Annotated in this window: 1 protein-coding gene (cut by a window edge); it reads left to right on the top strand. The window is 50.5% G+C overall.

Annotation, left to right across the window (positions count from 1 at the left end; genetic code table 11):
* Positions 1-23,603: the 3' portion of an anthrax toxin-like adenylyl cyclase domain-containing protein gene (locus tag ACO6VG_RS25150; protein WP_422476173.1), read on the top strand. 6,289 nt of this gene lie to the left of the window's left edge; the window shows 23,603 of its 29,892 coding nt (coding positions 6,290-29,892); its start codon lies off the left edge, out of view; the stop codon is at positions 23,601-23,603.

Here is a 23,603-nt window from a genome sequence, read left to right as displayed (position 1 = left end):
AATTAAATATTCAGGGCGGGGTAAGAGTATTCAAGGCCGGAAATCAACTTTATGCGGTGGCTTCGACGGATAAGAGTCCTCAGCAACCGTCTGGTGACGAGTCGGTTGACTTGACCGGCAAAGGCAGTCAACCACCGCTGGCATTGTCTATCAGAAACCCTGAGTCCGGGCACTCTTTTTTAATACGACAGTTGCCGGAAGGTTTTTTGAAAGCTGTTCGCCCGCAAGCGGTACGGGATATCACCGCTTCACGCCCCTTAGCCATGGGGATCACTGATGTCCAGACTGAGCGAATCAGTGCGGACCTGAAGGATATTTTTCAGTCTCTGGATCATCGTTCTGACCAGAGTGGGTTGCTGGTTCGGGATTACAGGAATCTCCATGAGCTTCCCGGAACTGCTCGAATACCCGGCCAGCCGGATGAGAACGACTATACCGGCCTTTATCCTTTCAGAAGGTTGAGCCAGGATGTGGATGGTCTGGGTAATCTGGTTGTCGTCTGGGTTTCACCGGAATACCAGAAAGCTGTCGTTGATTCCGGCGGCAATGTCAGGGACGAACTGAAAAAGCTGAATACCCTGGCCAGCCGTTTTGCGGATTGTCCGGAGCCTTTTCGGCAATACTCCCGGCTGCTGTCTGCTGCTACTGATCCTAGCAAACCAGTCACTCTGGCTGAGCTGGTCCAGTCGGGATTGATGGCAGGCGACTCGCACCGTGAAGCGAAGATAGCAATCCCTCAGGAAGCAAGGCAGCTGATTGTCCTGCAGCACTCAAGCCAGAGTAGTGAAAGCCAGAGTAGTGGAAAACCACTCAATCAGGCGGTGCCCTTTGACCGGCAAGCTGCCGATGATCGTCAGGGGTCACTCAGTATTATTCACGTTGACCCCGGTTATGCCAGTGAGAGGGGCATGACCGACAACTGGTTGTCACAACATACCCGGCTGTTCTCTGAATGGACGGCTTCAGCTTTCCAGGTCGCAGGCAAGTCATCGGCTTTTCCAGAGCAACGGCGAGCAGAACAGCAGGCGCTGATCAGAAAAACGCTGGGTTTCCAGGCATTGAACCGCAAACCTTTGTCATCAGACCTGTTGCCTGTGCCCAAAACAAGTGCCCGGGGTGTCCAGTGGTTTGAGGATGTTATTCAGGGAATTTCCCTGACCAGCGAACCGGGGGAGGGTTACCAGCGGCTGCTCACGGCTGCGGTCGATACTGGCGAAACCACGAACATCCGCTTCGGATTAAAAGCTGAACCGGGTGATAACGGAGGGAAAATTATTCTGGTCGTTCCGGCCAGCCAAGTGGCTGATAAGGGCTACCAGCAGGCCAGACAGCTGCTACTCAGCAGTTTTCGCACTATAAGACTGAAGCCGTATAAATCCCTAAGCAGGGTGATTTCCGATTACAACCAGAAGCTGAAAGAGGCAACAGGGAATGATCAGTCTCCCTACCGGCTGGGAAATATCATTGGCACCGACATCGCTATACAACCTTATGAATGGCATCCGCTCAGTTATGTTCCGACCAGCTATGTAGAAACCCGTTATGAAAACCTGGCCGATTCATTTTCGGTTCTTGGCCGATTGAACACGTCATTAATACAACAGGATCTGTTGTTAAGAGCAAAAACCATTGCGACAGGATTGGCTCGTGACATCAGTGGCAAGACGCCGGGCCGTTCCCTCACTGCCTTTTTAATGCACTTTTTACTGACTGAGTACTATTTCACTCTGGAAAAAGTAAGCCCCAGAACGGATGGCCTTGGGCTTATGGTGTCGCCTACCGATGCCTTGGTGTCAGTTTTGCCAGAGAGCGATATCGAGACGATTAAAAGCTATTTGGACAAGGGAAAGCTGACGGATCTTACCGGGCAACTGTCAAAGGCGTTGGATGAACTCTCTCTGGGTCGCTTTGATCAACTGCCTGCCGGGCATTCAGTAAGGCGGAATTTTGATACGGCGGTTGCTGAGGTGTTTGACCATGCCCTCAGTCTCAGGTACCGGGATGGAAAGGTGCTCCCTGCCTTTCAGCTGGCCGTTACCCATACCGGTAGCCCCTGGCAGCCGGTGACGCCGGGAAGCGCGGAACTGGTGCTTCACAGAATGATGCCCCAGACATCGCGGCAGCCAGTCATTGGGGCTACCGCTTCGTCCGCCAATATATTGATGCAGTTTTGGGGTGAGGGCAGTCCGTTAAATCAACGCTCTGGCACCGGGATTTTGCCTGACGACTTACTGCCACAACTTTCTGCCCTGAAGGAGGGTATCAAACCGGGAAGTGGGCCGGATCAGAACCGGCTGTTTCTTGAGCAGGTTGACCGAACCTATAAGCGCCTTGCGGAATCAAAAGAAAGTTTTAGTGTTGAGCTGAGCAATGTGATTTCAGGGCTTGACCAGGAGAGCCTGGAAAGCCTGGGCAGAGAACTGCTGAGAGTGGTCAGCGCTGACCAGGACGGGGTGAATAATCGTCCGGGGATGAAAAAGCTGGCTCACAGAATGGTAAAACCCCTTGCCAAGTTTGTTGTCGGGCAACGGGCTGGCAACAGGGTGACCAGGGAATCGCTGGAACCCTTAGCCCGCCTGATGGAGCTGTCTGCTTCGCGGAGCCTGACGGTTAAGTCACAGGATAACTTAACCGTCAACAGGGTTGTTCTGCGCACAGACCTGCCACTGGGTACCATTGACTTTGCGCGGGGGGCACCAGGCCAGCCTGACACGCTGGGAATCGGGGCCCTTGACCGGTTTGGCATCAAGCCCGGAGGTGGCTACCTCATTGAGCCATCACAGGGCACCCCCTCCAGCGTCCTTGTTACGGGCAGTGCTGACGATGCCATGGTATTCCCGAAAACGCGGATTACCTGGGATTCGGGTATTTATAAAGAAAAGGCTATTTCCCCGGGGTGGTCCGGTTCGTTACAGGACGATATCAGCGCCCTGATTAAATTGAATGGTCCCGGGGAGCTGGGTGGAAAACGTCGCCTGGCCCAGTATCTGGCCCATGAGCACAGGATTGACTTAACCACTGGTCGGAACATTGAGATCGTTCTGCGCCCGGATCTGAAGCTGGAGCAAAGCCAGATTATTGCCCCGGCTGCTGACCGCCCAGGGGAGCCTCCGGTGATCGTGCGACTGGGGATGGCAGACAGAAAGCAGTTAACTGAAAAAAAGGTATTTGGCAGCACCGTCAGCCGCTTGTTCGGGTTGGCCGCCACTCATAGTTCAAAACTCGCGACGCTACCTTTCCAGAGTCAGGGCGACCCCATGAAGGCCATTCATTCTGTGGGGGAAAAATCTAAACTGTCGTCTGATTATCAGTCGGTGGTGTTGACCAATGATCAAATTCCTCCGGTAGATCAACCACCGGCCAGCCCGATTGGCAGAGTCCTGAACGATCAGATTTATGGTTCAACGGATGACCGTCGTGACATTGATCTGTCCACGAAATTACTTCTTGAAGAAGCCGTTAGAAAAGGCAACTCGGAAAAGATCACACTGGACGGGACCGGTGGCAGGCTTAAGGGGTATTTTCATCATGGCAATGGTGGCCCGGCAGCGGATAAAAAGGTCGTGCTGTTTCTCCATGGAACTCATTTATCCTGTGAAACCCAGGTCAAAACCACCTGGATGCATTACCGTAATCAGGGTATGGATCTTCTGGCGGTCAACGGACGGGGGTTTGGCAAGAGTGATGGCTCCCCCAGTATGAAAGGGCTGACGGACGATGCCTGGACCATGCTGTCGTACCTGATTAAGGATCGAAATATAGACCCCAGTCGTATTGTGATTCACGGCTATTCCATGGGAGCGGCTGTCGGAGCGCATCTGGCCAGGACGGCTGCGGTCCGGCAACAGTTGCCAGCGGGGTTTATTCTTGATCGTCCCATGGCCAGTCTTGGGGCGGCTGTCGTGGCTCATGGCCTGGGTGTTGTTCCCGGTTCTGGCCGTATGATCAACAGGCTGGCAAAACGGTTTAATATCAGAGAAAACCTGCGCAAGGTGTCCACCAAGCTGCCATTGATGTTGTTTTCAGATAACGAAAATCTGGGTACACACGCTGAAAAACTCAGAAAACAATTGCAACAGGATGGTTTTCGAGTGGTTGGTGAGGCTGCCAATGTGGAGCATGAAGACATCAACCGATTGATGGCTCGTTACAAGGACCAAATTGGTTTATTCGTTCGCTCCTCTACTGAAAACCCCAGACCTGAGAATAGAACCCCGCCTGAGCGGAAGCCTTCCTATGAGGGACCTCAGAGCCTGATTCAGGAGGTTTGGGGTGAGGAACCGCGCGATTTTGATGAGCTGGGGTCACGGATTGGCTTATTCAGTGATTTGAAGCCAACGGCCTTGCCCGATGAACAGGATAACCGCTTATACCAAACCCTGGTGGCTGAAGCACCCCATGACCTGAAAATGCTCAATGGTGACAATACCGGCTTTAAGGCTGCCCTGAACTGGCTTTTGCGAGAATATCCCTCTACCAGTGCCAGTAAAGCAGTCGGTCAGATTCTTGAATACATCAGACAACATCCCGGGGACAGCGCCATCACTGAGTGGGCCAGGTTTTTGCTGGTTCACTACGATGGGACGGCCGCCTGGGATAAGCAGAATTTCAGTGTCGCTCTCGGTAAGGAACTCTGGCAGGAACTGTCCAAGACTCAGCTGGATCAGCCTGCCCGGCAACGTATGGCTAAAATGGCTGAGTTGGCAGCGAAGGGCGAGCGCAAAGGGGACCTGGTAAAAGCGGACGGTCTGGGAGACCTTGTCGCTGACAAGTCAGGAAATCCCCATACCATCCTTGACCCCTCGGAAACAGACTTTGAGCCTGTGGTCAGAACACGATCCCGGGCGATTGTTCGCAGTGATTCGAGGAAGGATTTTTTTCTAGTCAACGGTGAGGACTACCAGCGTTCCGGCACGAAAATCATCCGTGCAGACGATGGTAAAGATTCTGTTGGCATCATCCTTTCCAAAACCTGCAAAAGAGTGGTGGGAGCTTCCTGTTCAATGCGGGTTCTGCTCTCTGACCAACCGATAGAACGGCGGGTTATTGATGTATCGCCGGACATGGTTGGAAAGGATGAATCTGCCCGGTTCCAGCTTTACCGCTATGGGGCTTTCAACGGTGAAATTTACCAGATCATCAATGAGAGTGACTCACTCATCAAGGGACGCCGGGTAGTCGGTGCGGACTCGGTGGTTGCTACTCATCGCCAGATAGAACAGAAAAAGCGCGATGGCGGCTTAGGGCGTCCCATCTCGATACCGGTCGGCTCTGTTGAGATTAAGGATATTCTGGTAGAGAAAGAAACAGGCCTGATATTTCAATGGGAAAAGGAATACGCAAAAGCCATCCAGCTGGCGGATGCTGACCCGATACTGAAACTGGAGACCGTTTCCGGCCAGAGTGTTGACCTGGTTCGAAGTGAAAGGCCTGACCGCCTCCTTCCTGATACCCCGGAATCCGCAGATATTTCTCCTTGGGTCATGGAAAAACTGAAATTCATTGAAGACGTTCAGCGACGTGTGCAGGCAGATAATGGCGAGTCTCTTCCAGCCGTTTTGCCGGGGTACGATCAACAGGCGATTAAAAAAGCGATTACGGCCAATATAAGGGAAACGCTGATCGGCTCGATTTCTGCAAAAATTCTGGATAATTTTATGCTCCCTCCCGCTTTAGCAAACGAGGCTGAGGCTAACAGGTTGGCATCACTGTTTGTGGACTCCTTGCTGGAAGGCAGTTTGCCAAAAAGAGGGGTATTGATTTCCGATATGGAACGTTTGGGATTACGTTTCGATGCAGGCGACCAAAGCAACGCAGCATTTTGGTATGGAAAACGCCGCGATCATTTGCCTGATTATAAAAAAATGGTCGAAAGGCACACAAATCAGAAAGTCGTTATTGATTTGGATTTGAATGGTTTGGCCTGGCTACATTCAATGGGTTCCGAATTTTGGAAATTAAGCAGGGGGGCGTACCCAGAAAAAACTAAAGATATGCTTTATAAGTTATTTAACAGAAATACTGCCATTACGAGCTCTTTTTATGCTGCGGGTGTTCAAGGTAGAGTTTATGTTTTTGCAGAGGGTGGGCTGAGGTACGACAATTATTTCTGGAATGGTGTGCTGCCGGTTTTGAGGGACTTGCAAAAGGAGGAAAGGGTTACCGATATTCGGGTAATGACTGACCTAACGCCGCCATCAACCGGCCAGCCGCTGGGACAGGGTTTGATCGACGGTATCACCATGAAGGCTCGTTATGGCAGCCTGAATGCTGAGTTAAAAAGCAGACTGCCCTCTGGACGGGTTTATAAAGACAATGAATTTGTCGATGTGCCGGTTAAGACCGATCTGGTTGAACGGGTATTGCGGAAAAAAATACCCTTCTATCTGCTGCGCTCAGAGCTGAATATCATTGTCGTAAAAGAGGCTGACGGGTTCAGGGTCAGCTCCTGGGCAGATGATGGGGGAGCGAGAAAAATAATTAAGGTGGATGATCCGAATGATCCGAAAAAAATATCAGCGATCCAGAATTTTATCCTGGCAAATTATGAACGATTTGATCGGCTTCCTGATCAAATCGAGCTAACCGGTAATAAGATTTTTACTATTGATGGCAATGACAGGACATCCGTTGCGCTAAAACAGGATGACCGATGGGTTTACTTAAAACAGCCCGACGGGCTCCATTCATTTGGTGTCAGGATTAATACTGGAGACGCCAGCGATGTTGTCCTGTTCGATTCCGGGCAAACCCCCGATGCTCTTTTAAAAGCAGCTGAAGCCGCCAGTGATTTTGATTCAAGAAGTGATTCAGAAAAAATATCTTACCTGGCTGTCATTGAGGAAAGTGGCGGCACGATTGGCATACTGGCCAATTCACCTGAATTTACAGACAGTGATAAGTATGATGATTTTGTTGACCGGTTCACAGACAAGCTGATTTATTATTTAAGCAATAATGAGATCGGCAAACGTTTCAATCAATACCTTCAAAACTTGACAGGGAGGCTGGCTCATCCTGAAAAGTTAAGTGACCTGGATCCCGGTCTGCCTGAGATACGTTTTCCAGAAGAACTCAAGTTAATACTGGTTCTTGAGACTCCGGAAAGCCTTGCCAAGTTGCAGTCCGGGGAAAGGAAAAGACGAGTATTACCCTTCGACCCTAAGGCTGGACAAGGCAACAAGCCGGGCGTATCTGGTTCAATTACCCGCTTGCTGGTCGACCCAACGCTGGGTAAAGCATTTGGTCAATTGAACTATAGCTACAACTTCCCCAAAGTCGCTATGGAAATAATGGCCGCGACTGCCCCTGTCGCCGGTAAAGGTATAGGCAGCAGAGGCCTGGAAGAAGTTGCCAAAGAGGTACTCAATAGCCGTGAAAACCTGAGCCCCATTGATATCAGAAACGAAATACTCCGGAATTATTACCTTTATTTTGACGATATTCCTAAATCTTTCGCGCAGGTGTATGGAGAACTAAAAGCCAAGGCCGTTATTGCTCCTGTTGCCAGGGATAACCAACCCAACCGGATTGGCTTTGAGCGAGAGTATCTCAATATACACGTCCTTAATGAACAAGATGGTTCCCTCCTGGACGCAGACAAACGAAGGAGCCTCGCCTATTCGAAATTAGGTTCTTGGGGCTACCCTCTTCTCAATATTTCAACGGATACCCATCTTGGTGGAGCGATCATTGAGGTCGTCACCGCGCCTCTGACCCTTGATCAGTATAATGAGAAAACCTACTACCGGGTTATGGCAAAGCTGAAAAAAAGCTTCAAGGCGATTCCCCAGGACGGAGCGGAGTCGGTGCAGGGATTTGTTGACCGGTTTAATAAAAGCCTGGAGTCATTAGGTGATGAGGCCGCAGATTACAAGCTTCGTCCTAATCCTTATTTTTCTGGCGATACCCCACTTGAAAACATAAGGTTCACTCGTAACGAACAACGGGAACAGTGGACTGTCAGAGACCAGGGAACATTAAATGCCAATTATCGAGCCATTGGTGACCCGTTTACCATGATGGCCGATCTTATTTATCCAGACGGCCTAAAATCAGTGCTCCCCGATTTCCTGAATGCCCAGGTCCTGGCTCATGAATACGCAAAACGCATTGATACGGGTCAGGTCACCGAGAATATAAGGTCTTTCCTTGTCCATTTGTTCTTCGAAGGACGTATCGTCCATGGAGCGCCTGATCCTAAGGAAACAAAAAAAACGAGAGTGAATTTGCTGTTCAGGTTTGGGGAAGTCGAGGCAATTACCTCCATTCTAAGTAAAAAGGAAGTCGACACACTGGATCGTTATTTTTCCCGGGAGACTATTGAAAACCTGACGGATAAGATACATCAGGATATTGTGTCGGGATTTTCCGAGGAAATAACCTTTCCAGATCTGAAAAAAACCATGCTACAGGAGCGGCTCGAAAGCGTTTTGGAAGCCATTGTGATAAGAAAGAAATATGGCGCTTTTCGGGTTCCGATTCCCTCTTCGGATATTTTAAGTAGCCGCCGTGTTTTTCCTATCGGGAAAGGCACAAGTGAGCTGATCAATATCGGAACGCTTAACCCAGGCTCCAGACTACCGATTGTGAAGACGGCTGATGGTCAACATCACGTTAAAATAGAAATCAGGCATACTCAATCGCAGATACTCTCACTGATCCGGCAATCACCGGAAAGTTCCGGCATGGCCGGCTGGCTGGCACTGATGATGAATCCCGATGCCCTGGGTACTAAGCCCGAGGCAACCCGGGACTTTATTTTAGGCCTGGCGGACACAGCGGTGAATTACAACGGGATTAATCAGGCCGATTTTTTTCATGAAATTCTGCGGGACAAAGTTGTCGGCCTGACGGATGAGCGCATCCAGCAAGTGGAAGACATTTTCATTGACCTGAGCCGGAAACAAGACCCTGGCTTTATCGGTGATGCCAGCAGGCAAGATTTGCTGGCTGAGCTGATCAAGCGCCGGGCCCGTGAGTTACACTCCGATCTGCTTTATGGTCAGCAAGATACCGGTGAACAGGTTATCAGGCTGGCGCAACTCCACGCGCTTTCTAAAACGCCTCCTGCCGGGTTTGATACTGCTGACGGGAAGACCATCGGGCTGGAATTTGATGCCCAGAGGTCCATGAGGGATTTTGAGCGGAAAGATCAGAACGGTCTGAAAACCCTGACGGTGGGTGTAAGGGACGACCTTGCCTATGACAGGGACAAGAGCAACTACCGGGTAACCTATGATGGCCCTGACCTTAATGAGATCAAAATAACAAGGGAAGCTCTCCTGCCCAAAACGATTCTGGTGATTGATAAAAACCGTTACAGGCAGGCACTGTTATCTGGAAGCCTGATCAAGCATCAGTTGCAGTTGGATATTGACGAGATTGTCCGCCAGTTTTCAGAAAGGGGGATAGCGGAAAAACTGGAGGCATTGGGCATAAAAGCCGGGGAAAACCTTGGTTTGAATGTTGGCAGGGGTATCCGCATTGAATTGATGCCAGAGTGGTCGCCGGTTGAGAGCAGGGTACTTATGTATGACCGGGATGACCCGGCCCGGCCAGTGCGAGTGCAGTTGGGAACCCTCCGAGCCCAGGGAGAGAACCTTCCTGGCCTCGTTAAAACCCTTTACCCGCTAGCCCTGGCCGCCAGTTACACTGACGGGCAACCGTCAGAACAAGCCACCACTGACCCCAGAAGAGTTCTGGTTAATACTATCTGGAATCAAAATAACCGATTTCTGGATAAGCTCGGCGATACCGTTGGCTTAACCGCTCTTTATGACCCGTTGCCGGTATTGAGGTCAACGGCAGACAGCCTTTATCACAAGATGCTGGTCGGTCAGGAACACGACTGGCAAATTCGCCCCGGCACGGTTGCTGATTTCAGGGATGTCTTTAACCGTTTACCGTCAGCAGAGCTCAGGCAGGTGTTTGCCCAGGCCTTTCAATACTTTGGTGAGATGCCGGAACAGGAGCGTGCCCGCTTTATTTTTGCGGTTACCAGTACTTATGAAGCCCTGAATCACCCGGTTAATGGCGACCGGGAAAAAGTAGACGCCTTGTTAAAAGCCATAGGTCCTGAGCATCTGACCCGAATGAAAGACTACGGGGTTTCAGGCCAGGAAAAAACGCTTATAGCCATGACAGGCGCATTGAACTCAGTGCTAAGGCAGGTCAGAGGAAATGATGGCCTGGCGCGGGTTGAATTTCCATCGTCCGGCCAGTCAGTGCTGGTTCTCGATCCTTCCGAGTTTGAATACAGCGGCAGGCAACCTCTTGAATTCGCCATCAGTCATTATGACGGTAAACAGATACAGCCTGTTTTCAGGAGTGAACCCGCCGCTTACGAGCGGCTAGGGTTTAAGCTGCTGATTGACAATGCCAATGCTGAGTTCAGGCTGGTCAGGACGGATGCTGATTCAGGCACTGACCGCCTGGTTTTGAACCTTGATAAAGCCGCCTTGGTACGGTCTCAGCTCAGCCCCTTATTGCAAAACCTCCAAAATATAAAGACAACGGAAGTCGTCAATTCGGGAGAGAACCAGCGTTTCTGGCTGGTCAGGATGAAAGACAGTGGTCAGTACGGGGTTCTTCTACAAAATGCTAAAAGTGATGGCGAGCAACCGGATGTAAGTAGTGTGCCAAAGAATGTGCGGATCGTGCCTTTCGGTGAGACAACCACCGTCAGTCACATTCAGGACGCTGTAGCAATAGACAGCAAACTGAATCCCTCAACAGGGGAGCCGGAGGCAGGCCGGTTATTCACTGCTTCTGATCCGGAACTGAGGTTCATTCTCTTTCACCTTCCCCCAGGATCGGCTGACCAGGAAGCTGATGGCCTTCGGGTATTAAAAAAAATGCGTCATTCGCTGGCGCTTTTTTTCAAAAGTACCGATGAAGGAAAGGCATTAAAAAAACGCTTAACCCCACTGGTCACTGATCTGGCCCGGCCTGTTTCTTTGAGTGACCTCCCGCAGATTTCCCAGGCAGCCGGAGGTAAAGTTTCCCGCGTTATTCCCGATCAGGCCAGGGTTCTGATGACGCTGGACAGCACCAGCGACCAGAATCTACGCCTTGAGCGTTACCAGGGACAAAACGGGTTTGTGACAATAAAAATAGACCCGTCAACCATGAGGCCCGGAGCTGAAGTCAGTGATAGCACCCAGCTGTTTCCCAGACTGGCCAGTATGTTTCCGGAGGTGTTGCCTGCCGGCGGGGAGCTTGAGTATGAAAACCGCATCAGGGAGAGTCTGGGCCTACCCGCCATTGAGCCAAAAACCTCGGACGCCATCGCTAAGGGAGATGAGCAACTCGTCGTTCGATCCATTGAGGTAGCCCAGGGACTGCGCCTGACCATTAATGAACAGGGGGCTTATGACCAATTCAAACGACAGGTTGTTGTTGCTGAAATGCCTCCGGGTAAGAGTGGCAAGCCTTATGCGCGGCTGGTGATGGATGCTGTGGACTCCCTGCGGTTGGAAATCAGTGATCCTGAGTCGTTTAAGGCCGTTTCTGGTCTGGATGAGGAAACAATCAGCCGGGTGTTAACCGAAGCGCTGCGTGATGACCAGGCGAACGGTCGCTACCTGGTTCAAAACCTTGAGCGTGTTAATCAAGTACTGGCGGAACGGGCTTCAGGCGAACTGCCGCCTTTCAAAGTGGTGAACAATGAGCTGATTGAAAAAATTAAGACTTCCGTATCTGATTTTGTCAATGTTGAACCAACGTCCCCTGATGGCTCACCGGGCAAGCAGCGGGAGTTCGTCAACTTACAGACCTGGGGAAGCCCGCTGTCCGGCCTGGATCGCCTGATGTCCAGTGAAAGTGAGCAACGGTTTCTTGCCAAGTGTCGTTCAGAAGCAGAGAAGCTGGTGCTGAAATACACGACTGTTGATAGCCAATACCGGTCTCATATTAAGTCCCTGTTTACCAACTTCCTTTTTCAAAGCATTACGAAAATTGCCAGACAGATGACGCCTGATTTTTCTGCAGGGTTCTTGCCCCTGACGGGTGTCAGTGACGCAGTAGCCGGTGAGTTACCGCAAAATGCGGCAAAAGAACTGAACGAGGCAGTGAATAAAAACCGGCTTGACTCTTTCACCGCCACTATTAAGGCGGCTGCGCGTCGCATTACTGATTTTGCCAATATTGATAAAAATGCTCTAAAGGGTCATCTGTTTGATAAAACCGTGTACAGCGTTTTTGCGGAAACTCTGTCCCTCAGGGTGTCAAAAGGAGAGGCGTTCCAGTTACCTGTTGTGCCCATGTCGCTAAGCCCGCGAACCAGCGACTCTGTCATTGACCCGGTAGCCATTAACGAAGAGCAACGCCAGCCACTGGTAAAAAGTGGTGACCAGGTGTTTGGCATGGTGAGTGTCGATATCGAGCGAGTGGCCGCCTGGCAAAACCTTGAGTCAGGGGAAGTGGATGGGATATTGCAATTAACCCGGCAGTCGGGCATTGGTGGCTCAGATTTGGAAACCCTGGCCTTTATTAAGAATCTGGAAACGGTTTTCAGCGATGTTGCCGAACCCCCGCAGTCCCTGTCTGAAGACATTGCCAGACGAGTCGGTGCGCTTGCTCCCAATGATCGGAATCGACTTGGGCAGGCATTGATTGATCGGGTCAGTGATGAGCAAAAAACAGACATTGTTGCTGATCGTAACCAATGGCAGGCGCGTTCTGAACTTGCTCGTGAGCTGCTGAAACTTGAGCTCAGTGATATTGCCGGACAGTTGGCAGCGGATGAACGCCTTGAAGACGTTCAGTGCCGGCGGGTGGACGCTTTAAGCAGGCTGACTAATGTAGAGATTTTGTCGTTGGATTTCCGGGGCACCCGGGTTGAAGTGGAGTTAAATCCGACGCTGACTCTGGATGCCTCCTGGGTGGATACCCGGCAAAACCGGATGGTTATTGGCACCACAAAGACGCAGGGGCTGGTGGCAGTAGGAGCCTTAACGCTGTTTAAGGTGCTGGACAAAGCGATTGGCGGAGAACACACCGGCAGCGACCTGGTAGCTCTCGGGGTTCGAAATAATCCTGAAGGTCTCGCGATCAACGACCCGGGCAGGGTCAGGGTAATGCCAGCCCGCCTGGACGTGGCGGCCAAACTGGATCGTCTGGAAACAGCCGCCGGGTTAGTAAGAGAATTGGACGCATTTGGCAGTAGTGACAGTGCAGACAGTGCGCGGTTACTGAAACAGAAAATTTCGAACAGCGTTGAATTACTGAATCAGAGAATTTCAAACAGCGTTAAATTACTGCAAACCATGTCCGGCGATGAGAGCGACTGGAATATCGGCCAGGAGCCTTTTCGCAAACGGCTTAATGCTTTTAGCAGAACACTGAACCTGCCCAAGCCGGAGCCGGATATAGCCAAGGTTATTTGTCGCAGGGCTACGGGTGAGAGCTGTGGTCGCTCTGCCATCCAAACCCTCGATCAGGTGGATGATGAGCTGGATAAAGCCCTGACCAGCAGGGAGTTGGAGGCGCTAAAACAGCAACTGATGGCATCGGGTACTGAGGGTAAGGCGGCAGAGCTGCTGAAAACCATTAATCTCTTTGCCAACCAGAGATTTGCTGCCGTTTCGGGAGTCAGCCCTGCGGATGATAGCAAACTCCAGCAGAAGGTGATGACGAAGCTGGTGGAGTTGTTGTCGACGGGTAAAGCCAGTTCTGTGGACGCGGCTATAGACAGTGTTCTGGAGATATACAGCAAGGAAGGTTTTGCCAGCAAGGAAGTTTTTGCGGAAGACATCAGCGACTTGAGGGAGGCTATCAGGGGAAGCGACGAATTCAAGGCCATTGTTGAGTCCATGGTGGATCAAAAAGGCAGCCATGAAAGCAGTGATGCCCTGAAACAGGCTGGAGCTTTGCGGGAAAACATGATTGACCGCTGGCTCAGGAAACACAAGGTTGACCAATCCCTGACCCTGAAAAAATTTCAGAACGTTCAGGCAAAACTGTCCGCCAAGCCCTGGTTTGGCAAGGGTCAGATGGCGTTCGGTGTGGGTATGGGGATAACCGGCCTGGCCCAAAGCTCGGTGTCGCTGTACAACTTGAATAAATATCGGGACTATCTGTCACCAGAAACCTATGCCACGGGGATTGCCGGGGTGGCACTGGGATACACTGGCAGCATTTACGCTTTGTCCAGAACAGCGCACTCGGCACTGTCCAAAGCTGCCGGCTTTGCCGATGAAGGGCTGGGTCTTGCCGGTGCGGCCATTGAAAATGCGCCAAGGCTGGTAGGGAAAAGCGCCATCAAATTATCGGCGAAAACCACATCCCGTTTGGCCAGATTTGTTCCCATGGTGGGAGGCTTTGTTGCCGTGGCGGCAGGTGCGGCCGCCCTGGCTTCCAGTGTCATGGCTGCGAAGGATGCCAGTGAGGCAGGCAATAGTGCCCAGGTGGCATTTTATGCAGTGAATGCTGCACTGGACTGCATTGGTCTTGCTTTGGATGCGGTCAGTACTGTTATGGAAGCCTCGGTGATTCTGGCACCGGTTGGTTTTTTACTGGATATCATTTCCACCCTGCTTGGACTGGTTCAGACCATCATCGGTCTTTTTATCCCGCCCACCAATGCCCGTCAGGACTTTGATGCCCTGATGACGAGTAAGGCGTTTACAGACTTTATCGATAAGTTGGCCGGGGACGCAGCAGAGGAAGGCTATAGCCGATTTGCCTGGAGGGAAACGGCAGATCAGCATCTTAAAGATCGCTTTAAAACCTATGAAGTGGATTTGCGAACTTTACGACACCAGGTCGTCAGGGATCTAGAGAGCAGCGGTGAAAAAGGCATCAAAATCTGGGATATGGATGCACTGTCCAAAAAGCTGTTGGCGCGCACCACGGATAAAGACGACTATGTGGTGGCAAAAGGCGATAAAGAAGTTCATGGACTGGGGGGCGAAGATAAGATTTTCCTCGAGATGCACCAGGGGAAAGCCTTCGGTGGCGCTGGTAATGACCTGCTGGTGGGGGGAGTGTTTCAGAGTGGGGGTGCCGGTGATGACAGGCTCGTGCATACTCTCGGTAAAGTAGTTCAGGAGGGAGGGAAAGGTAACGATGAAATAAGCCCCGGTACCGGGTTTGCTGTTATTGACGGTGAGGCCGGTAAGGACACTCTGGTCTTGCCCAGCCCTGTGTTTGAGACCCATTTTAAGGGCATGTACCAGGTACAGTGCCTGAAAACTGATTTGGGGGTACGGAAGATTGATGATTTCTCAAAGCTCCAATATCACTGCGTCTTCTGCTATGAAAAAGCGACCTTTAGTTCTTCTGGTGTGGTTGCCAAGTTTAATCAGGAAGCGCTGAAAACGGGGCAGGATGGTTTCCCCTATCTGTTTGAGGTAGATCTCTCAAAACAAACGTTCACCAACCGGTTGGTTGAACTGTTAGAGCGGAAAAAGCAGGAGGGCAATGACTTCGGTATCTTGAAGGACCTGTATGGTTTGCAGAAGAAAGGTAAAGATAGCCTGCGGGTTCACGATTCAGGTATTAACTTTATCAATTATGCGGGTGACCCCACGACCTTCCTGGTTCATAGTTATTCCAGTCTGAAAAACTGCAAAGGTAAAACTGACATATCCCGAAGTCGTTCAGGTTGCCCTGATGATGAGGATGTGGTGCCGTTCAGTGAAATTGGTACTGATATTCAACCTTTCAAAGAACTCCCTGCAAAAGAAGTTTATAAAGTGGGTGATGTTGTTATCGCCCTTCTTCGCAGAGAGGAAGTTAAGCACTGGGAAGCTAAAGAGCACAAAAAGCTTTATAAGTCCCAGTCTAAAAAAGACATCTTTGCCCTGAATGTGGATAAGCATCGTCATCATTCTTACAACAGCCTGAAGGCTGATGCAAAAGGACGAATTTATGGGGTTGTAAATGAAAAAAAAATGCCCGGTGGCGGTTGTCAGTTGCTTCATCAAAAGACCCGTTGTGCAGACAGTTCAGCATATAAAACTCTTGAAAATTGCTGTGTTTTTTATGGAGTGGCGGGCATTGATTATATTAAAGAAAACCAAGTGTACGAGGGAGCTCTGTATATACATACCAAGGGGCTCAAGGAGGAGAAGAAGGATCGTTCAATCACTATGTACTTTTTGAGTGATAAAGAGGATCGCCTGATTGAGTTTAATCATACACAGTTGCTTGAATATGCCAACCTTAAATCCTTTTACGATAAGAGTAATAGCAGGCGTTACACTCACCTTAATAACCCGGTGGTTCGATTTTACGCGGGTCTTATGGATTTTATCGGAACCCAGGGGGAGGTCAAAAATATTGAAAACGTAGTTGGCAGTGCTTACAGCACCAAAATAATCGGAGATGACCAGAACAATCTGATGGTAGGTAAGAGTGGCCGTAATTTCTTCAAGGGATCATCTGGCGATGACCAGATTGTCACCGGGAGTGAGTTTGATGAAGTCTATGGCGGAGCCGGGCGGGATACCATATCTATTAAGGCCTCAGAGAAAAGCCGGAAATACGTCGACGGCGGCCCAGGTGTTGACAGGGTCTCATATGCACAAAGTAACCAGCGAGTGACCATCGACCTCACCAGAGATAAAAGCCAATTGTCGTATGGTGATGTGTATGTCAATGTCGAAATCTTTGAGGGATCAAATCACGACGATATCATGAAGGGGAATGATGAAAGCACTACCTTTATTCCCCGGGCTGGCGATAACATAGTGTATACCTACGGGGGTGATGACACCGTACTGGCTGATGGTGGAACCACGACAATGCGGTTGCATGAAGGGAGTAATAAGGTTTTCCTGAAGGCTGGGCATCATACTGTCGAGGGTGGCAAAGGCAATGATGAAATTTATTTTTCTGATACCACTCACACCCAGCATCTGATTAAGGGTGGAGGAGGCAGGGATCAGCTAATCAGTACTCTGAGGCCCATTGTTACGTTGAAATTCAAACGGCTGTCGACTTCTGTCGTTGTTCCGAGTACACAGCCAACAACGAAGTCTCCAGTGTTGTCATTCTTAGAATCTATTTTACTTGAACATTTTGTTAAACCGACATCGTTGCCCCTGACGAAATTCCAGTGCTTGGATTTTGCACCTGTCCGCCTGGTGGTGGATCTTGCGAATAATGTATTAAAGCTAAAAGTTTCAGGTGTCTACGATGCCGTCAAAGGCGAGACAAGAATAAAGCGTGAAGACAAGTTTTCCAAGGACAGCGGCTTTCAGTTGTCATTTGATTCAGCTGGGAAGCAGATAGTAAAAAAAGTAGCACTGGGTGACTTCATAAAAGGAGAGGCAACGATAAGCTGGGGAAGCATTGTTCAGGGTGTATCAATGGACTCAAGTTTGGAGTCGTTTATTTCTAGTGCCGTCGTTGATGTTGATCTGAAGTGGGCACCTGAATACAAAACAAAAGTGATCACTAAAGATGGAAAAATAACAGAGCAGGTAACGACAACGTATAAGGAAAAATGCCAGCCTACTCAATGGTCGGTCGAATTCTCAACGATTGATTCGCCATCAGTGACCATCGATTTAACCTACAAAAAAGATGGGCGCTTGCAGGTGCAAGATGTAACGACCCTGGTCGCTCAGGACGGTGATGACAGGATTACCGGAAACCCCGATGAAAATAATAGAATTATCGGAGGCAGCGGTAATAATCGTTTAATTGATATGGGCGGAGATAACCAGTTCTCCACAGGAATGGGAAGTAACACCATTACCGCCGGTCCCGGATACGACACGCTTTTGTATCAGGTGGCGACCCGGACCTGGCTGAAAGGTCGGCCCTTCATTCCCTACACGCTGGATGCTATTTCGGTGGATATGGCCAGCGGAAGAGTTCTTCATACATGGAAAGCCAATAACAGACAATCTCCAGACAAATCATTTTCAGATCAGTTTACCGGAATTGACCATATTGTTGGTACTGGCAATAGCGATCATTATTCCGGATCGGACGATAACGAGCAATATACCACGGGCGGTGGCGACGACACTGTGGATATGGGCGGAGGCGATGATCTGGTTATTGTTCTGGATTCCGGGCAGGAGGCGGTAAAACCCAGCCTCAATGGTGGTAACGGCATCGATACCCTGGTGTTTGAAACTCGACAGGGCGTCTGGTTAGATCTGGAAGCGGGCAAGGCCAGGGTTGGAACCGGGGAGCTATTTCATGTCGCGGGATTTGAGCGGATCACCGGCAGTGTGAGTAGCGATACTCTTTACGGCGATGAGCTTGATAATGTTTTCACTCCCCGGGCAGGCGACAACCAGGAAGTCCATGGCAGGGAAGGCAACGATCGCTTTCTACTGTTTGAGGGAACCCACCTGGTTTCTGGCGGCAATGGCACGGATACCGTCGATTATCAGGCCCTGGTATTACCCCCCGGTACCACGGGTATTATGATTTTACAGGATTATCAGGCACTGTCAGACGGTCAGGGCGGGTTTAATGGCACCCACTGGTTTGACCCGGATTGGTCAGACTATGTCGAACAGGCCGGCTTGCCTTGTCCAAATGACGACACCCTTGGCAGGTCAGCCAATGTTTCGGTCACTTGTCGTTCAGGCTTTGTCGTCTTTCGTTATGAGGAGAGTTCGACTTTACCCAGATCGCGAGGCATCAAAGATCAGTTATACGACATTGAAAACCTGTTTGGCAGCCAGGGTGACGATGTCCTTTTCCTGACGTTGGCCGAACATTTAGCCAATGGGGCTGATGGCAATGACCGCCTGGTGGATCTATCAGAGGGAGCAACCCTGAACGGTGGCAAAGGCGATGACATACTCCATGCCAGCCTTCGTAACGATAGCCTGGGCACTACCACCGTGGGTGGGCCAGGTTCCGATGTTCATTATGGCGGCCCTGGCGATGATAAAATGATTGCGGATCAGGGTCCTGACCGGTTGATGGGCGATAAAGGCAAGGATTTTTATCTCATCGACTGGCAAGCCAGGGGGTCAGAGATTGCTGACCCGGATAATGGCAATATGCTGATGCTCAGAGGCAAAGGGGCCACCTCTAAGAATATTGGGCTGGTACTGAATGGGAATTTCAGTCAGCTGGCCTTTCAAGACCAGGGACAGTACTGGGTAAACATCACCATGGACGCTGTGCCAAGAAGGGTTCGTCCTGATGGCAGCCTGGACACCGGGCATTTTGTCGAAGCACTCCATCAGCATTTTCCTTATCTGCGCATTGAGGATACTGAAAAAGGCAACAAAACGTCTGCGGCTCCCCTGACCAAGCAAGATTTAAAGCTTTTTTATCAGGACCGGTTGATAAAGGATCCCCGTCTGGACAACATCCTGATTGCAGAGGCTGACGATCCGGTGCTTCATGCAGGCATCGGCAATGATGACCTGATGGCACTGGGCTGCCGGAAACCCAACCAGACGGAAGGAGTTTCTGGCTGCCACTACAAGCTCTTCGGTGAAGAGGGGCACGATACTTTCCTGGTTCGCAATGCGACAGCGGATGTCTACCCGGGGCCCGGCCATAACCAGCTTGCTGTGGGTGAAGGGGCCAGGGTTTTTGTCAGTTTTGATCCGGGTCAATCACAAACCTTCGGGCTCTCTTTGCCATCTCCGCCAGAACAGCTCAGGTCCATTTCCTGGCAGTCCGTTGAGCCAGGGCAACTGGTCAGCCATGGCGGGCCCCTCTCTGGTGAAAATAGTGCAGGCTTCAAAAATGCACGGAAGTTAACTGAAAGAAGTCAATGGCTGGAAATACCGGGCTTATTGACGGGTGGAGCCATGACACTGTCCTTGCAGTTGCGGGTTTCTGGTCTGGATCAGGCCTTGCTTCCCATTATTTATTTTGCTGATGACGTTGGTCGTCATGGCATCAGGGTAGATAAAACGGGCCGTGATGATCTGGAACTGACCCTTTCCGACGCTGCTGCTGAAACCAGCTTTCATGGGCGGGTATCTGATTTTTTTCAGGATGGCCAGTGGCTGCATTTGGCGCTGCGGGTGAATCGTGAGGGCCTGGTGGGCATTTATAAAGATGGGAAAAACGTTTTGGAAGGCGTCAGGGTTGATGTGCCAAAACGGATGATCAGGCCCGTGAATTTTCTGGGTCGGGAAGCGCTGGCGGTGAGCACTCAGAATCCCAGTAACGCAACCTTGACCGTTGCCGGGCTGATGGTGGTCGATCATCCGATGGCTGATGAGGCCATTAGTCAGCTGGCCAAATCCCCCAGCGGAAACCTGGTGAAGCTGTCGTCTGAGTGTGATTCAGTTGAAGTGGCTCTGACTCATTATCCTGACTATCTGGAGTTGGGTGCCAGGTACTACCTTGATGGTCAGGATACGGTTCGTGACTGGCTCCAGTCTATTGAACGTTTGCCGGGTATGATTCCTGAACCGGATGGACGACAGGTCTTTGTTGCGGATAAAAACAGCAAAAAAGGGTTGTTTCAGCAGGGCGATGGTTACAGTGAGATTGTCGAGGCGCCGGGGCGCGCCGATTTGTTGGTGGTGAACGTTAATCAAGATAGTCAGGTTGTCTTTCGTAAAGAGAATGATGACCTGATGATTTATCTTTTCAAGGATGGCGAAAGCCTGAAAACGACTTCTTTGACCAGCGTTTCGGATCGGAGACGATATCAGAATTATTTTAATAGCAACCATTCGGATCGGGTTGAGCGCATTGAGCTGGATCATAGAGTTTTGCGGTTGGAAGACATTTGGTCGCTCACCCGCGATTTTCCACAACCCTCACAAATCCTCAACAAGGCAAGACTTGAGGAGGTCAGGGTGCTGGAACGCCAGGGACAGTTGCTGCTGTTCTTTGGCGGGAACCATTTTCCCCTGGGAATGACGCTGGGCCAGTTGTGGCCGGTTGTCTGGGATAATTATGAGAATGATCCGCTGGTCACATTAAGCTGCCCAACCGTTCAGCCCACCAGAGGGACAAAGGCAATATGTTCCCTGTCGGCCATGGATTGGCGCGGGTTGGCCCGGGCCTACGGACAGGTGTTGCTTTCCGGGTCAAACAAGGACATCAGTGATGAGCACTTGCTGCAGCTTAGTGCCCGTAATGTGTTTGAGAAAACGGCTGGGTTCTGCCCATTGACTGACATTGCTGCGTCCTCGTCAGATTGTATAGTACGTCTGGGTACTCCGGGTGCTGACAAGTGGCACTCATCAGGGGAGACAGGTGCCTTTTTTGGGCTGGGCGGTGATGATCAGTTCACGGTAACGGATTTACGCTGGGGTTATCTCGGAGGCGGTGAGGGCTATGATTCGCTGGTGCTTGCCCCCAAAGTCTCCGTCGGTACGTCGTTTATTGTTGATGGCAACCAACAGCACATTGCTGTGGATGGGCAGGTAAAAGGCTCAGTGTCCGGATTCGAGTCTATCCACTGGCAGGTATCCGGTTCTGGCCAATTTATCCCATCACCGGAGGTGAAACAGTTAACGGTTACCTTGGGAGATGTGCAGGTTAAAACCGGGGCCAGGCTTGAAACCATTGTCGTTGGTGACACCGGAACTGTGCGACTGCTGGATACCGGTTGGAACTCGGTGACTATCTCCTGCAAGGAAGATGGAACCGGGCTTGAGAACGTCCATTTTAACTATCCGGGCATCAAGTTGTCCGACCTGATGGTGCAAAAGTTTGAGCCAGCAACAACGTTTGAGAATATTCTGACGGGGGGACAGATGACACTGTCCTGTTTTGTCAGTCCTGGTGTGTCTGGAGATGTGTCTGGATCTGCCGAGGTTGAGTTGTTTGATTTTTCTGACTTGACGGACAGCGACAAGGGGGCAATGACCCTGCTGGTCAGTCAGGGGAAGGATCTGGTTATAAGGGTATTGTCGTCTGAAGGGAAAGAACGAAGGATTGACGCCAATGACTTTTTCCCACCGGGCAAAAAAACGCACCTGCTGGTGTCCCAGAATCAGAACGATTTGATGATTTATCAAAATGGCCAGCTTATCCAGTCTGAAGTGCTTGCTCCTTTGCCCAGGGCTTTACGCAGCAGAACGCAGATTGGGGACAGTGCCAGAGGTTGGCTGGACGCGGTGGTTTTGGTGGCTGGCAGAGTTAACGCCAGAACCGCAGCTTTGCTGGCAGAAACACCCAGCGGAAAGTTGACTCGGTTAAAACGAATCGATTCCCCTGAGCTGGGTGTGGTGGTCAAGGGGGGCGGGCCAAAGACTGTCACCGTGGGTCAGCAGCGCTTAACTCTGGATCATACCGACTTTGTTGAGAACCAAAGTATGGAATCTTTGGAAAACTTCCGGAAGGATGCTGAATTAACGGAGCCAAAGGTTAGCCCCAATGCTACGGGTTCAGTGACCACCATCGCTCCGGTACCTGCAACTGCAAAGCCTGCGGCTACTGTCGAAAATCGACTTACCCCCACAAAAAATACTCAGTTTACTCAGGTAACACCGACTCCTACCCAATTAAAGCCAAGTGTTCAGCCCCTTGTGTTTCCTAATACTTCATTGACTGTTCTTAAGGAGGAGGCGCCTGAATTAACCAAGATACCGGGGGGGGAAGATCTGCTTGCCAGGGCAAACAACTCCACTGAGCCTGAGTTCAAAGAGCTTGAATCCCTCCCATGTTTTTCCAGTGGCTCACCTGCAGGCAGTGGGAGGGATTCGAGTACCAGTAATAAACGTCAGTTTTCGTACAATGGACTTCAGTGCAATGAAAGTTCTGTCGAGTTGCTTGATTATCACCAGGCACCGCAACTGCAGGTTCCTCTGGGTGATCAATGGTCGGTATTGGGAAACTGCTCTGCGCTTTGCTTGCCTCTGGTGCCTACTGGTGCCTCTCCTATCCCGACTGTTTCTTCTTCTTTGCTCAACCAGACTGAATGCTTTTTGCCTTGTAATGTAACAGGTTTAGTATGGGATACCGAAGGGGGCAAAAATTACAATATAACCGAGTTAACACCCTTTTCTTATGGAGAAGCCATTAACTGTTACACGCCATGCCAGGGCCCGGCGGCCGCAATGGCAACCGAGTACAATCAGACAGTTAAGGTCGATCTTGATCTTGATCCGCAACAGGTTACCTCTGGTCAGACTTTGAACGTGCTTCTTAAAGAGATCAGGGATTTTAAATGGAACAGTAAGACTGATGTTTTATTAAAGGGAGATGACCTTGATAACACCTTTGAGCTGGGCTCATCCGCCTTAAATGGGCGGGTTGAATCGGGGGCTGGGGATGACCATATAAGGCATCGGTCCCGGGGGACAATGGTTTATCAATACGAACAATGGGGCGGCATAGACCTTATACAGGTATTGGGAGAGGGCAATCTGGAGTTGGATTTTGGCGATGTAGCTATCAATGACATCACTTTAACGGAAAGTCTTGGCGTTGTTCAAGTTGGAGTCAAATTCAAACATGAGGGTAAGGAAGTAGAAGACCTGTTTTATATCACCGGGAAATCCAAATCAGGAAAAGACAGTTTTGACCAGCCGCGCCTGACCGGTATTCGTTATAGAGATGGCAGCATTCAACAGGATGACCTGAATATTCTTATTCAGAGTATTAACCAGTTTGAAAATAAGTTTCAAACGTCGGTTTCTCCATCAATCTCACCGACTGCCACCCGGAGTGTGCCGCTGGTTTCGACTTCCTTTGCCGGGTGA

Source organism: Endozoicomonas sp. ALB032 (assembly GCF_049310125.1).
In the GTDB taxonomy this organism is placed as follows: Bacteria; Pseudomonadota; Gammaproteobacteria; order Pseudomonadales; family Endozoicomonadaceae; genus Endozoicomonas_A.
Note: the sequence above shows the minus strand (reverse complement) of the source record. Positions and strands in the feature narration are given on the sequence as shown.